Source organism: Rhizobium sp. NXC24 (assembly GCF_002944315.1).
In the GTDB taxonomy this organism is placed as follows: Bacteria; Pseudomonadota; Alphaproteobacteria; order Rhizobiales; family Rhizobiaceae; genus Rhizobium.
The window spans coordinates 158092-172078 of record NZ_CP024312.1 but is presented as its reverse complement, the minus strand read 5'-3'; the positions used below and the strand labels follow the sequence as shown (position 1 = coordinate 172078).

Annotated in this window: 16 protein-coding genes and 2 pseudogenes; 12 read left to right on the top strand and 6 right to left on the bottom strand. The window is 56.9% G+C overall.

The genetic code is table 11. The features are described from left to right. Window positions 1-89: 89 nt before the first annotated feature. The gene (locus NXC24_RS21200) at window positions 90-320 is read left to right on the top strand and encodes a hypothetical protein (RefSeq protein ID WP_104825434.1); all 231 of its coding nucleotides are present in this window, start codon (window positions 90-92) and stop codon (window positions 318-320) included. Window positions 321-450: 130 nt separating this feature from the next. Here NXC24_RS21200 and NXC24_RS21195 read toward each other — a convergent pair whose 3' ends face one another. The 4 genes from NXC24_RS21195 to NXC24_RS21180 all read right to left on the bottom strand — a co-directional run bounded on the left by NXC24_RS21195 (window position 451) and on the right by NXC24_RS21180 (window position 4457). Further along, on the bottom strand, window positions 451-1347 hold the full coding sequence (locus NXC24_RS21195; RefSeq protein WP_104825433.1) for a Fic family protein: 897 nt from the start codon (window positions 1345-1347) through the stop codon (window positions 451-453). Window positions 1348-1418: 71 nt separating this feature from the next. Continuing rightward, on the bottom strand, window positions 1419-1649 hold the full coding sequence (locus NXC24_RS21190; protein WP_104825432.1) for a hypothetical protein: 231 nt from the start codon (window positions 1647-1649) through the stop codon (window positions 1419-1421). 130 nt (window positions 1650-1779) lie between these two features. Further along, entirely contained in the window at window positions 1780-4050 is a 2271-nt protein-coding gene (locus NXC24_RS21185; protein ID WP_104825431.1) for a relaxase/mobilization nuclease domain-containing protein, read from the bottom strand. Beyond that, a complete protein-coding gene (locus NXC24_RS21180; protein ID WP_245464006.1) occupies window positions 4047-4457 on the bottom strand; it encodes a hypothetical protein in 411 nt (136 codons plus the stop codon). The genes NXC24_RS21185 and NXC24_RS21180 overlap by 4 nt, the downstream gene beginning before the upstream one ends. Window positions 4458-4770: 313 nt before the next feature. Here NXC24_RS21180 and NXC24_RS21175 point away from each other — a divergent pair, with 313 nt between their 5' ends. The 4 genes from NXC24_RS21175 (at window position 4771) to NXC24_RS21160 (ending at window position 7079) form a co-directional block, all read left to right on the top strand. Then, window positions 4771-5472 (top strand): ParA family protein, encoded by a 702-nt coding sequence (locus NXC24_RS21175; RefSeq protein WP_104825430.1) that lies wholly within the window; start codon window positions 4771-4773, stop codon window positions 5470-5472. Next, window positions 5472-5933: a hypothetical protein gene (locus NXC24_RS21170; RefSeq protein ID WP_104825429.1), complete on the top strand. Its 462-nt coding sequence runs from the start codon at window positions 5472-5474 to the stop codon at window positions 5931-5933. The genes NXC24_RS21175 and NXC24_RS21170 overlap by 1 nt, the downstream gene beginning before the upstream one ends. 207 nt (window positions 5934-6140) lie before the next feature. Continuing rightward, window positions 6141-6509, top strand: coding sequence for a phage prohead protein (locus NXC24_RS21165; protein WP_104825428.1), 369 nt, complete (start codon window positions 6141-6143; stop codon window positions 6507-6509). A 249-nt stretch (window positions 6510-6758) separates the two neighbouring features. Further along, a complete protein-coding gene (locus NXC24_RS21160; RefSeq protein ID WP_104825427.1) occupies window positions 6759-7079 on the top strand; it encodes a hypothetical protein in 321 nt (106 codons plus the stop codon). Here NXC24_RS21160 and NXC24_RS21155 read toward each other — a convergent pair. Further along, window positions 7069-8169: a hypothetical protein gene (locus NXC24_RS21155; RefSeq protein ID WP_104825426.1), complete on the bottom strand. Its 1101-nt coding sequence runs from the start codon at window positions 8167-8169 to the stop codon at window positions 7069-7071. The genes NXC24_RS21160 and NXC24_RS21155 overlap by 11 nt on opposite strands. Window positions 8170-8407: 238 nt before the next feature. Here NXC24_RS21155 and NXC24_RS21150 point away from each other — a divergent pair, with 238 nt between their 5' ends. After that, entirely contained in the window at window positions 8408-8695 is a 288-nt protein-coding gene (locus NXC24_RS21150; protein ID WP_158704507.1) for a GapR family DNA-binding domain-containing protein, read from the top strand. Window positions 8696-8832: 137 nt separating this feature from the next. Here the strand turns inward: NXC24_RS21150 and NXC24_RS21145 are convergent, their stop codons facing one another. Then, window positions 8833-9054 carry a hypothetical protein gene (locus tag NXC24_RS21145; RefSeq protein WP_104825424.1) on the bottom strand — a complete coding sequence of 74 codons (222 nt, stop codon included), beginning with the start codon at window positions 9052-9054 and terminating at the stop codon, window positions 8833-8835. 189 nt (window positions 9055-9243) lie between these two features. Here NXC24_RS21145 and NXC24_RS21140 point away from each other — a divergent pair, with 189 nt between their 5' ends. From NXC24_RS21140 to NXC24_RS21105, 6 genes and pseudogenes are all read left to right on the top strand, one after another. Continuing rightward, entirely contained in the window at window positions 9244-9537 is a 294-nt protein-coding gene (locus NXC24_RS21140; protein ID WP_104825536.1) for a WGR domain-containing protein, read from the top strand. Between the two features lie 55 nt (window positions 9538-9592). Next, window positions 9593-9751 (top strand): annotated as a pseudogene (locus tag NXC24_RS21135) (HU family DNA-binding protein); the annotation flags it as partial. Between the two features lie 1063 nt (window positions 9752-10814). Continuing rightward, complete coding sequence (locus NXC24_RS21125) at window positions 10815-11456, top strand: peroxiredoxin-like family protein (protein ID WP_104825421.1); 642 nt, start codon at window positions 10815-10817, stop codon at window positions 11454-11456. A gap of 1014 nt (window positions 11457-12470) precedes the next feature. Continuing rightward, window positions 12471-12701, top strand: coding sequence for a hypothetical protein (locus NXC24_RS21115; RefSeq protein ID WP_104825420.1), 231 nt, complete (start codon window positions 12471-12473; stop codon window positions 12699-12701). Between the two features lie 491 nt (window positions 12702-13192). Continuing rightward, window positions 13193-13279 (top strand): annotated as a pseudogene (locus tag NXC24_RS35775) (HU family DNA-binding protein); the annotation flags it as partial. A 179-nt stretch (window positions 13280-13458) separates the two neighbouring features. Further along, window positions 13459-13695 (top strand): DUF2188 domain-containing protein, encoded by a 237-nt coding sequence (locus NXC24_RS21105; RefSeq protein ID WP_104825419.1) that lies wholly within the window; start codon window positions 13459-13461, stop codon window positions 13693-13695. The last annotated feature ends 292 nt before the right edge of the window (window positions 13696-13987 follow it).

Genomic DNA, 13987 nt, shown 5'->3' with positions numbered 1-13987 from the left:
CCTCGATCGGGCTGAATAGGATACACCATCTCGACAAGATTCCCCTTATGCGTTAGTCCTAAAACTTCCGGAACGGAAGAGGAACAGCCATGCTCGTCATGCCAAAGAAGCTCGCACCCTATGCAGACCGTGATCTCGATTGCCAGGCAGCCCTCGAGACCACCTTCAATCAGGTCTTACACCTCGCCGAGCAATATGGCTGGACACGGACGGAAGCCGCCGCTGCCCTCCAGGAGCTCGCCTTCGCGCGCCTCGCCACAGATGAGGAAGATCGGCTCACCGCGGTCTCTGTCGAGGTGCAGAGCCGCGCCAAGCACTGAGAAGTAGCTCGGCCTCCTCCGGAAGGTCGATGGCGATCAACTCGGCGTCAAGATCCTAAATGACACCATCGAGCAACAACTGAGTGCCAAGCGGCAAATTGACGGGGAGCATTCAAATTCAATGCATCGGTCAGATTTTCTGCGGTCCGGATTTTTGTGATCCATCCGCACCGGCAACGGGGGTGACGTTGATGCCTCTGCTCAAGCGCTGCGCGTGAGACTGCTCTTCCGACTGGCGAGCTGCCGTTGTGATGGTGACCGTCTCGCCGTTCTGGGGCGGCGGGTTTGGCAAATCGGATGAGCGACCGACAAGGATCTCAGTGCTTGTGCGTGCCATGAAATTTGGCCCCGCCCGGCCGACAAGGGTCAGGGTATAGGTGCGCTCCCCTTCCGAGGTGGCCATATAGTGATCGCGCCAATCGACCGCTCCTTGATGCTGATCAAGGAAACTCTGCGCCTCCCGCAAAGCAGAAACGCGTTGAGGATCTGTGATTTTGCGGATCATCCGCTGAAAGCCGCTCACGCCGCCATGCTCATGGGCGGCTACGCTCGTCCGGAACATTCGTTCTCGCGACACCACATCGAGGCGCAGGGTATGACCCGCCCGCTCGCCCAAGGCGACCATGAAGGCTCGTTGCGTGCGACCATTACCCTCTCGGAACGGATGGACGCTGTTGATTTCGGCGAGGAGCTCGCCAGCCTTCATCGCGAACGTCTCGCGGTCAAGGCCCCGCCAATGATCTTCGGCGGCAAGCTCTGCAAAGACGCGGTTCAGGCGGTCGGGGATGTGGGGTCCGATCGCAAAGTCCTCACCTTCGACCTTGCGCAGGGTTGGTTGATAGGCGAGCTCGCCATCGGCGAGCCGCACACGCTCGTCACGGGTATGGCCGGCCCATTCATAGACGTCCTGGAAGATGTGGTGATGCAGCGCCTTGAGGTGCGCCAGGTCCAGATTGCCACGCGGGCCCGCACCCATGGCGATTTCTACGAGACGGATGGCGATATGCGGGGTTTTCCAAACGTTCAAGCTCGACGCTGGTTGTGGCGCCGAGCTTGTTTTTCAGGGTTTGGCCATCTGGAAGCGTGTAGCCCGGCATATCACCGGGTCTGGTTTGCAAGAAACTGTTTGAGGCGAGGCATCATTTCCGAAACTTCGATCTCACCATTGATGAAAGCTTCGAAGATATGATCAGTCTCTGGATGGCGTCGCTGGCCTTCAAGCAAATTCTCATGATCGACGCGGCGAATAATTTCGCGGCGCCGTTCGATTTCCTCGGCGGAAATCCGGACCGGAGTGGATCGAATACGCGATTTTGCTGCAATTGCCATGGTCAAATCCTCTGCTTTCTCTGTAGCACATCCAGCGCTCCCATGCGAGTGCATGCCGAACGGTGCCCTCGCCCTCCCGGGGCTCCGCTTCGAGAGAAACGAGCCTACGTGAAGCTGAACAACGAGGTGACTATTGCTTTTGCGGCTTCTGTGACTCCGGCTCTTCGCCATCGACGGGGGAGGTGTTGATGCTTCTCGATTGCAGGCGCTGCAGCTCCTCGAGATGTTCGCCCTTGACCATGTTGGGATCAAGCCGTTCGTTCGGATTCTGCGCCAATGCGCGAGCGGCCTCGCCTGCAGCCTGCGCCTCACGCGCTTCCTTTGCGGCGATACTTTCGGCATTGCGAACCATTTCGCGGTCTTGAGCAACCTGTTCAAGCGAAGTCGGATCAGCCGATCCAGCTCGCTCGTCACGAATTTCCTGCTCGACGGCGCGATTGCGGATTTCGCGAGCCCGATCCGCCTCAAGCCGCTCGGCCGCCTCGATCTCCTGAGCGCGGTGAATCAATGCTTCGGCGCGCGGACCGGCAATCTGCTGGGCCTGGTCCTCGCTGATGTGCGTCAGACCACGTTCCTGCATGGATTTGAGATCCGTTCGGATCGCCAGCAGTTCCATGGTGGGACCCGCCCGGCGCAAAAACTCGGCCCTCGTCTGGCCGTTCATCATGGCGGCCGTCTTGGCGACGGTGTCGTTGATCTCTTTCAGGTTTTCGCGCATCTGATCCGCGGTGGCATCTGAACTCATTCGAATACCCTTTCCGTCCCGAATAGCCGTCACGATAGTACCTGAGCGAACGGCTTGCGTCATCCGATTATTGAATTGATTCGCCATCGCGTTGTTTGGCTGAGCTGCAGCGACGGACCGCCAGTCCTGAAGGCCCGCTTGCGTCGCTTGTAGCTGACGTGCCGAAACCGGAATTTTTATGGGGTTGGCCTTGGCATCATTGATGCGCTGGCGGGCCTTCTGAATGACATGCGGGTTTGCCCGTGCATAGGCGCGATCCCGCGCCTCCCTGCCCTGCCGTGGCTTGTCGGCGGCCGAGACGATCGCCTTGTCACGCGGACCATAGCTTTGGGATGACGCGCGATAAGCTGCGGAGGTTGCGACGATTTTCATGCCTTGGGCTCTCGCATGCTGAGCATAAAGGGCGCGCCATTCCCGAAGCTGCGTCGGTCCGGCCCTTAATCGCTGGCCATCTTCACCTTTCACCGCAACGATGGCGTGGGCATGGATATGGCCGCCCTCCTCCGCCATGTCGGCATGCATGCCAAAGGCAAATTTGTGATCTGGGAACTGCTCGTGCAGGAACCCGCGCGCAGCTCGAACCAGGGCTTCCCCGTCTTCCCCGGCCTTCGCCGACAGGATCATGTGCATCGTGTCGCGCGGCTTGTAGGAATTGAGGATCTTGTCCCAGGATTGTGCCGTCTGTCGAACCGCCGCCTCCGACGCGATTGCGGCACCATCGGCGCCATCAGCTGCTCCGTCATGGGTAAGGCGCGAGAGCTGGAACACGACACCGGCCTTGCCGTGACTGGGTTCGCCGAGCGGTTTCACTGAAACCACATCCTCCTGGATTCCAAGCGCTTCAGAGATCCGGGCGGCGATCATCGCCTGGGTCGGCGCCGAAAACTGCCGATCACGTTGGCGGCGATCGGTAAGGTGAAACCGGTGGTTCACCTTCTCGTTCCCGTTTTCACCGCGCACGAAACTATGTCCTGCCATCGTCGCGACGATACGCGCAACGCTTGACCCGTCATCCAGTTTGTCGATGCGGTAGGCAAACCCATGTCCGGAGAAACCAGCCTGAACGGCTTGGGCAAGGCGCTCAGCACTGCCCTCCCCCGCTAGCGAAAGCCGGAATGTGGCGACATCCTCGCTTTCCCGGCGTTTGTCGAAACCCTTTGCCCATTCCTTCATTTCGTCGGCAACAGCCTTCTGCGTTGCCAGCACGCGGGCATCGTGGGTTTCGAGCGTGACGCCCTCCTTCTGGATATACTGTCCGATGGCAGTTGCCCTCGTGACACCATGCCCGTAGGAAATCACCTTGAGAACCGCGGGTTGATATCCGGCCGCCAGCTTGCCGGCCGTCGTCGATAGGGCAGCAGCGCCGGCGACTTGTGGACGTTTCGTTGGTAGCGCGAGACCCACTCGCCCAGCTTTGCCGCGTGGCGGATCGAGCTCTCGGCCTGACGCACTTGGTATCGCTGGTTCTGGTGGCCGGCCTGCTCCAAACCCGCCCTCTCCTTTCCAGCCGCGAACCGTCTTGAACAGCCAATCATCGTCATTTGCAGCAAAGGATAATGCGGCCTGGCGCCGTCGCTTGCGGTTTTCTGCCTCGTAGGCAGCGCTCGCGCGGATCCGATCGGCTATTGCCTGTATTGCCGATTGCTCGAGGTTCATTCGTCCTCACCATCCAGCAGATGCGCGGCCTGGCGAAGTTTCAGGCCATGGGCGATCGTCATCGCGGTCAATTCGGTATCGACCGCTCTCACCCGTTCATCCAAGGCTTCCCAGATCGGCAACGCGGCTTCCATCGGGACGACACGGCCGGAGTGAATGGCATGGAGAAGCTGACTGAGGTTTCGACCGACCATCCGGACCTGCGAGGCCAACGCAGCGAAAGTTCGTGAATTGTCGGCAGTAAGGGCTGGCCCAACATCCAGTGTGGCCCTGATTATGCGCCGCAACGTTTCCGCGCGATCAAGCTGGAACACTTTGGAAGCCTCGTCCAGGAGAGCGCTCGCCTCCGCCCCGACATCGATCCTGGCGCGCTTTCTTCTGTCCTTCTGTTCAGCGGTTCCGACCAAAACTTCCTCACAGTGATGCATGGGTCTCCCGTCGAAGACGGTCCAGGTCGAAGCGAAGCGACGAACTGCTCAGCGATTTGGACCCAAATTGCGTATCTTGTCAACTTAATCAACCCATGAATCATTAACTCATCTCCATCCAACTAGTTGATCTTACATGACTTCATGAGACAATGACTGCATGAGTTCATTGTCTCATTGCTATATTTTATCATTTATTCATCTGGTCATTGATACATTAAATCATTATCATATTTCATCATCGAACCATGCATGTTGTGATCCGCGAAATGCGCAAAGGGAAAGATGAGGGATGGCCGTGGTTGAAAGCGACGAACGACCATTCGTAATCACCATCGGCTCGCCGAAGGGTGGTTGCGGCAAGACAATGACGACGATCCTGCTTGCGGGCGAATTTGCGGCTGGGGATTACAAGGTCCTTGTGATCGACACGGATCCGCAGAGGTCGGCCGCCAACTGGTACGACACCAGCAAGAAAGCCGGCTATCCGCTCAAAAACATCGAGGTCCGGACAGTCACAGAACTTGGTGATCTGGCCAAAACGCTGGAAAAGCCGGGCGATTACCAACTCGTGTTGGTTGACATCCAGGGAACCGCAGCCGCAGCCGTCGGATCGGCTGTTGCATTTGCCGATTTCGTGGTGATCCCAACCAGAGCGCACATGTACGATGTGAACGGAACGATCGGCATGGTCGACCAAGTAAGGCTTGCGGGCGGCAGGAACCGCAAGATTCCCTTCGGCATCTTGCTCAATGCGGTGAACGGGATCGATGCGAGGACGACGGCGTTCAAGCTCGCAATGGACCGCCTGAAAACCACTGGGCTGCAGCTCATGGATAGTTACCTGTCCCTTCGACCGACGTTTCAAGCGATCGCGACCGCGGGCAGCCTTTATGAAACGGATGGCACGAACAAAGCGATCCAGGATGCACGCGATCAGACCAATGCGCTGGCCGCCGAAATCATCAGGCGCATAAGTGAGGAGTCTCCATAATGCCCGATGAAAGGAACAAGGGCGCGGCCGCGAAACAGCCAGAAGCAACGAAGAGCAAGCTTCCGACACTTCCAAAGCGCAGTAGTCCATTTTCCAAACTCGCCGATCTCGATCCGCTATCCTTCGCGAGCCCTCCGAGCTTGGCCGAACAGGCGAAGGTCGATCCTCAGACGGCCGCGTCAGAAAGCGCGCCGGATGGGGAAAAGGTAGACGTGTCGGAAGACCTTGCATCGCCAGCGCCGATCAGAGCGGAAGCAGTGCCGGCCGTGCGCGCCGCTGCCCGAGCGACACGTCCAGGCAAACCCGCAATGACCGAGACACCCGGCGAAGTCATGGTCCTGCAGACGAGTGTTCCATTCGAAATAGCGCTGGCCTTCAAAGCCTTGTGTGCCAGGTCCCGCTCGTCAGTGCGTGAGGAGCTAGCCAAATTGGTGCAGGCGGCCGTCGATAGAGCCAGATGAGGATTAGTTGTAAAAGTGAGGACTCGAGACCCTAACGTAACGGCGCCAGATAACGACTGCTGCGCAGAAAGACAGAATGGTTATGTCCCCTCAGCTGACCAATCACGCGATTCTGCAATTTGTTCCACGAACCATCCTGGTCGAGTCTATCGGAGATCGATCAATGTTCGTGAGCAGGCCGCTTCTCAACCATCGCGAATTTCTCAAATGGTAGCGTCTGAAGGCTTTGCCGATCCTGTACCCGCGAAGATGCTGCACGTCACGATCGCGAAAGGTCTTGGCGACAGGAACTGGCGTCAGCTTCCTCCCAACGAGAATGATCTAACAGTACGCGCTGGTCACCATCGGTTCGTTAGAAATTTTGGTGGCGTGGTGGTGTTAGTTTTCAGCAGCGGGAAACTCGTCCGTCGCCATACTGAATTCCGCCAGGCCGGGATGACTTGGGAACATCCTCACTACCAGCCCCATATCTCTTTCGCGGTTGATAACGGTATCGACTTGTCCACCGTGAAGCCGTTTTTCCGCCGGCTTATTTTCGGCCCTGAACGTTTCGGAGCGATCTCGATCTCAAATTGACTGCTTCGGCGGCGGAGGGCTCCAGGAGTTTCATGGCACAGAACTCGAAAGAGTCAGCGTTTTGTGCAATTGGGCACGATATTCGAGCCTTTGGAAGGGATATCCTTCAATTTGAATTCGATATCCCTTAACACCCTACGCTGATGGCTATGGCACAATTGGCGGCCGATCATTTGCAGCCAGGGAAGGAGCTTCGCCGGCGTTAGCATCACGGTTTCGTCATCGCTGATATCGGCCGGGCAAAGTGCGGTGGCGGCAGCCGATACACTTTCGGGCGACAACAGCGTTTATGGCATCGCCCCGGCTGTGCTGGCTGGGGTCAACGGTTATAAAGCAGTGCAGGCGCTGACGCGCGACAAGGAAGGTAACTTCAAGGGCAATGTCGCCTCGGTCTCGATCACCGCCGGCTATTCCTTTACCGAAAGCTCTGAGCAGCAGACCATCTCGATCCCGGTTCCACCGACCATCCGCTGCAGCTCCGTGACGATTGCCGCCGTTAGACATTGGAGGGGAGTTTGCATTCCGCGAATGCTCTCTTTGTCGTCGTCCTTGCTCAATTCTAGCCCTTGAGAATATGGCCCGTCGCCTTTGGATCCGGAGTGAGCTCCCTTTGCCGAACGTAGAACTCGGCTCGCGAGCGAACGGCGGCATTTCTGTCGGCAGCCAGTTTTAGCGCTACTTGGTCCATCTCCGGCGAAGCGGAATGCCGCAACGCAATCAAAGTATCACATGCCACTTTCCGGACGTGCGCCGCCTTGTCCTCAGCGGCCATTTTCAGCAGTGACTCGGAATCGACAATGCATTCGAGGGGGCGTGATCCAAACTCGGGTATGTATTGGCAGCGTCCATAGATCTTGTCGACCTTTTGGAGCGTGTGTCCGACGAGCCATGTTGCCTTTCCGCTGAGGAGCGTTTCCATGGCGGCGGCGCGCACGGACGGCAAAGCGGCGGAACGCGCCAATTCTTCCAAGTAGCGATCAAATTCAGGCCGCCGCAAAAGCTGTCGCAACGTCCGTGCCACTCTCCCCGAGCGGATGGTCAGGAATTCGGCTCTGAGCGCAGCGATAACGTCGGGTCGATAAATGGTGTCAGTGAGCAGAGATCGGCTTTCCGTGCTCAGGCGTCCCAAGACGTCCAGCTGCTCAAGCAGGAAGAAGCTGCTTTCGGCAACGATGCCGGCGTCCGTCTTCTGAAATGCTCTCGCAGCATAGTTCGATGCGGCCTGGCCAACAATGGTAACCCAATCATTCATCCGGTAGACGATCGCTGCAAATTCAAACGGCGAATTGGGGATATCTGGCAAACTCTCAAGGGCGGCCTGACGAATATAGCCGTCGCCATGAAAAAGCATCAGCCATCCAAGTCGAGGGCAGGCTCTCAACTGACCGAACACGTTCGAGGATTGACCTGAATAAAAGGCATAAAGCCCGCCGATCCGGCGAATTTCATCGCTCGCCCGCGGTACTGCGAAAGCGTCCATTTGGGCTAGGCCGTCACGGAAGCAAGTTATCCGATCATTGAGTCCAAAATCGCCACGTCCCAGGTCGTGTACGGCGCTCTGAGCTTCCGGCGGCACCAGCGAACGCTTTCGATGAGTGTAACCATCGGGATAGTCAGTGAGATTTGCCGAAGTGTCACGATAGTCAACAAGCTTTGCCATAGTCGTCTCCATAAGCGAGAACGACTCGCACGCTCGAGCAGCACGGTCAATCTGCTGCAGTACTCTGCCATCCCATGCGCACGCGAATCTTACCAAATGCGAGCAAAGTCGCGTTGCTCATGCTACGGTTGTCTGCTATAGACTTGCCGCCCTATCATTGCCCGCCACGCGGTGGTGACAGGGCAGCATCCACAAAGCATTGAGCGTTGATATCATTTTGGCGATCTAGATCTCATTCTTGCTGGAAAGTGAGATTGATGGCCAACGTCTTTTGCAACGCTTCGTGGACGAGATCGAGTCCAACGAGGACGAGGTCAAGGAGCGCAATGAACAGAAGTCGGCCGTCTACAAAGAGGCGAAAACGAGGAATTGCGACGCGAAGGCAATGAAACAAGTCATCGCGATCCAACGCCGACGCCGACAAGATGGCGGCCCGGAAGGGCTCGATGAGCATGATCGCAAGGTCAGCGAACATCTCGATCAAATGCGTGAGCATTTGTCGAAGAGGCTCACTCCGGCCGCTTAACGCGCCGTCCGCGGCGCTGCGGCTGGAAAACCTTCTTCAGAGAAATTCACGTGAGGCAGGCCGGGTATTTGGGTCACTGTGCACCGGTCTGTTTGAGGACACGGGCACGAGTGCGCTAAGCACCCAAGCACCTTGTTCTATTCTGCTGGCGCCCCTTCCAGCAGGCCGTCGAACACTTCCAGAAGCGCATTGGTGATCGCCTGGCCGAGTGCGTTACCGGCCACACGAACGTCTTCGTCGCCGCCATCTCGGGCCGCCTTGGCAAGGTCGAACCCTTGCTCGCCGACAATCTGCTTGGCCATTTCGATAGCCCAGAGGCCGAATTCACCGCGATTGTCTATCTCGATCGTGTCTTCCATGGGAACGTCCTGTTTCTGGCTCGGCGTGGCTTTTATACGCTGAGCTATCCGATGGCTAGCATTGCCGAGGATTGCCGATGGCACGGCGACGGCAAGAGTGCCGGATCCATCAGCAGCGTGAATCGAACGCAGTCAATCGATTCAAAAGTGTCGTTGGACGAATACGGGCAGTGCGACGATGCTTCACCCATGGCTCTTTACCCATATCAGCTCTATTGCCAACACATCGACACGGCCAGAAACATGGCCCGCTATTATTTGCTCTCCATTCAGCCGACGCTGTTTGGCGAAATGGCCGTCACGCGCGCCTGGGGACGGATCGGAAAGCGTGGCGGTGAAAAGAGTGAAATGTTCCCGACGGAGCGCGAAGCGGCAAAGCACTTTCTGGAATTGGCGCGTAGAAAGCGTGCCAAAGGCTATCGACCCGTCGGAACTTGTGGAAATGGCGGTGTTCAGCACCCTTCGAGCGACAACAGCAGGTGACAATAAGCAGCTCGAATGAAAACTATCCCCCGTGTCAAAAAAAAGGGGAGCCGTCATGACCACGACTAACGAAATCGCCGACAAGATTGCCGCTGACCACAACCTCACCAAGGCTCAGAGCAAGGCGGTCGTCGAGGCTGTATTCGCATCCATCACTGCCGCAGCAACCTCTGGCGCCGAGACGGCTATAGCGGGATTCGGCAAATTTAAGATCAGTGCGACGTGATAGTCGCCTAAGTAATTGTTTGTACAGGAGTTATATTCTGGGACAAACCTGATGTTCCGTCATCAGTAGCCTACCGGCACATGCGGGACTGGTAACGGTCCGGTGTGAAGCTGCCGGGACAATGTAGCCGGGCTTTCGGGCCATGCCGAGACCGTGAGGCGTAGGTATCTTCTGCGAGCATCAGCGCGGATGGGGCGCTAGGCTGGGTGGTATCGATCAATGGAAATGAACTGCTGATAAACGTCGTGAAATTTGACAAGCCAAAGATGCTGACAGGCTTGGACCAAAAGGTGCGCGGTCGGATGTCTCCCTTGATGTTGGAGGCACACGGACAACAGGACCGCCGGCGGATAATCACGACTGAAGCAGAGGCCTCACACGTCTCACTTTTTTCCCAGTGGATCGATCTATCGCATTTTAGCTTATTGCGACAAATGGAGTCGCATGGCCTTTTCGGCCAATGCTCTTTGAGCGAAAGCCGAACGTTCCTCCCGGTGGCCCAACGCTTGCTCTGGAACTCGGATGCGTCGGAGTTTCTTGGAGCCTCGCATCGGTGATCGCTTTGTGGTTCAGGCAGCCGCTAATGCCCGATGAAAGATACTTCGGTTAAGAAGGGCCAGCCGCTGTTTTGCTCGCGAACCACTGCGTTCTCGATCTGCAAGCTTTCCGGTGCGGACTTCGGCCTGTCCAGCTCTGGCCGTGGACCGGTCTCCAAGCCAGGCAAGACCTTCGGTGACAGCGTATCGGCATGCAATGGCGGTTTGCGAATACCCAGTCGATGGGCGAATGGTGGTCGCCGGGGCCGCAGGTCCCCCAGCTCAATTCTCTGTGTCGGTCTCTGCGGCCGCTAAAAAAATCAGACTCTGCAGAAAACGGACTTTTTCAATTCACGATTCGCTGTTTGCCGCTTGCCCGCGAGCTCATGTGAGGCCATTCTTAGATCGGATCCTGGCGGCGCGGTAAGACGAGAGGCCTGCAACGCTCAATCTCGACCTCACAGTACTTGACGTGGCGCCTTTGCTCGACTGATCCCCGAGCGAGGAGGTTGTCCATGTCCCCACCCTATGTCGACCATCCGCTACAACCGGGCGACCGGGTCCCGAACGTTGAGTTCGATGCGATCTCGCGCGAAGGGAAGATCGCACTTGACGATTTTCGTGGCCGCAGCCCATTGTTGATCGGTTTGTTTCGAGGCTTGCATTGCCCGTTCTGCCGGCGCCACGTCGCGGCCATGGCATATCTCAACCCGATACTGCGTGAGAAAGGCGTCCAATCCCTGGCGGTGGTAAACACCCCGGTCGAACGCGCGCGGCTCTATTTCCGTTACCATCCGATACCCGATCTTCTTGCTGCTTCCGACCCGGCACGGGCTTCGCATCAAGCGTTCGGCTTACGCGAGGTCGGGATCGACATGGTCATGGCGATACGGATCGATCTTCCGGGCGAATTGCCCGAGCCTATGGGCGTGATGGCAATGGACGAATTTCTTAACGAAAAGGAAGGATATCAAATTACGGAAGCCGATGAGCAGATGATGACTGCCGACCACGGGCAGCTTGTCGGTCAGTTCCTAATAGACCGGGAGGGCATCGTGCGCTGGAGCTTCACTGAAGTTCTGGATGCTGGGCTCCAGACATTCAAGGCACCGAATTCCCAGGAATTGATGTCGGTCGCTTCGCAAGTCGCACTTTAACAGCGATATGCGCCACCGTTGTGCGCCAAACGGTCGACAGCGTAGCGCTCGAGCAAGCCCCCTGCGTGCTCTTCTTTGAGAGAGGGCGCGGCCTCTAGTGAACCGCGCCCTTGCGAGGGCGTTCCTCGGCATCCTTTTGGAATTTCTTTGGCAGTCCGTCTGTGCGGTGCTTCTAACGACATCCATAGCGGCGTAAGCCGCTTCGCTCATGACTTCGCTTGCGATGTTCAGGGCGCGTTTCCCCGCACGTGCGCTTTTCCCGGCGCTGTCGGCGATATCGCCGCGTTTGGCAACAAGCACCGAGGCTGCAGCGCCGGCGGCGGCTGTCAACGCTTTCGCCAGTACGCCTCTGCCAATTTCGCTGGCTAGGAGCGTCTAAACGACATTCGATTTCCGGATCGCTCTCGGCACTTTGTAGCCAGCAATTTTATTGGGGATCTTGTTCTTTTCCATATCAGCCTCCTGCCCTTCAAAACTCTGGCTTCTTCGGTTAGTTCCGCAAGGACGACGGCTCCTAACGCGCCATAATGCTCGGTATGGTCTAGTTTCGCTAACGACCTCGCGGCACTTCGCCCTTTGTACGACTGCATGGCGCCGGGTGTATTATGTTTTCATGGGCGCTCCTGCTGAACCGGAATGCGAAATGACCATAGACATATGTGCGGTGGTGAAGTCCTCATCGCCCGGCAACGCGTGCTCATCGAGCGCCTCACAAGCTCGGGCTGATCGACCGTCGAAGCGAAATGTCATCCGAACGTCTTCCGAAGCATTCAAGCGGAGCTCTGCTGCAACTTGCGAGACTGAAAAGGTAGATCACCAATACCCCACTACCCTCATATTATACGACGTCTGCCAAAGAGCCTGAGTTGGTCATCCTAGGGTGTTGCAGCGTCAGTTCGCCTCCTGACGGAACCGCCCTTCGGCTGATTTGCCAGAGGGATCAAAACAGCGTAACGTTAAAATCGGCGCGGCGACTGGGATATCCAGATCCGTTTGCCTCTGGAACGCACATTGATGTTGCTCTCCAACTCACTCACTCTCGAAGACGAAGAAATCGATCTCGTTACGACCGTTGTTAAACTCTGGTGCGAAAAGAACCACATTGACCTCGACAGCGATTGTGGGAAGTCTGCAATGGCCGCTGCGGTTAACCGCGTGATCGCCGGTGAGAAAACGCCTGAGGCGCTTTACGAAGCGATTACGATCCAAATGCACATCGAGCAGTACAAAAATCCACTCATCTGAATTCACGAAATCGGTCGGATGGAGCACGCCACCGCGGCAGCGCCTCTGGCCAGCTGATTGTCCTTCCAAGGCGCAAAGGGAGTGGGAGGGCTCGTGGGGAAAGAATGCCCGAGAAAAAGAAAGAAATTTTCGCAGGTCTTTTCCAGGCGTGTGGCTGCACCGCCGCCAGCCCTTTACGGGAAACTTGAGTTACTTCTGGCGGCAGTTGCTGCCGAAGCCAGTTAGGCGTCGACATTACGGGAAGCGGGAGCGTTGTTTCCCTGAGTAATTCAACATTTTCGGCCTGCTGTTGTTCCATGAATATACTCGAAAAATTCTTATGGACCTGCCTGTGGCTGCAAACGATTCCGCGCTTTCTTACCCGGTCTTTTGTTTCTCCATTTCCGGGCAATCTCTAAACCGCCGGTGTGCTGGTCGGTTCAGAAAGAACCTTGTGTCGTCTCGCCGCCATCATCGTTTACCCGACAGGACACGCCGGAGCGTGAAGCGCACATCCGGGCACCGGCGCAACGATCAAAGTCGCCGCTGCAAAGAAGCTGACTTTCCAGCCGGCCAAAGCGCTGGAATTGCGCTTAAATGACAACGGAAGAGCCTTGCGCGATGATCAACGCAGGTCATTTCTGCTCCATCCATTATTAACGCCGTCCAAAATATTTTGATCAGGAAGAGGCAGGTTCGCGCTCTCATGCCAGCCCTCGACCGACAATGCTACAAATGGTACTTTAGGACAACGGAATACAAAGAGGATGTAAGGTTCATGGCAAAGCGAGAAGTGTTCCATTCCTCGCCTTCAAAGGAAGGCTGGAAGGTCACGTCAGGCGGAAAAACCATCTCCACCCACATGACTCAAGCCGAAGCGGAAAGCGCCGCAACCGCTGCCGGCCGCGCTGCTCACAACAATGGTGCGCTGGCTCAAGCCATTTTGCACAAAAGTGACGGGACAATCCGTGAAGAGCGAACCTACGGCGACGATCCGCGGAAAACGCCCGGCTAATTCTTCTAATTCTTGTCCCTTGTTGTTCGAAAGCGGACTTTCACGACAGCTTTTCAAGTGAGTGAGCCGGGGCATGAGGTGTATACGCACCATAGGTGGATACGAGTTAAATGCATTATGATGTCGGGTAGCCGCCCTACCCCAGATCCCAGCCGCGTGCTGCAGATTTCGTGTAATTGCCCTGGCGCTTCTCCATTCAAATCTTACCAAAGCTTCGCTCGCAGTCGGCGCAAAATTCGCGCGCTCGAACGTCAACTCCAAAGCAGCACCGGCTCGTGTGCCGCTGATGACG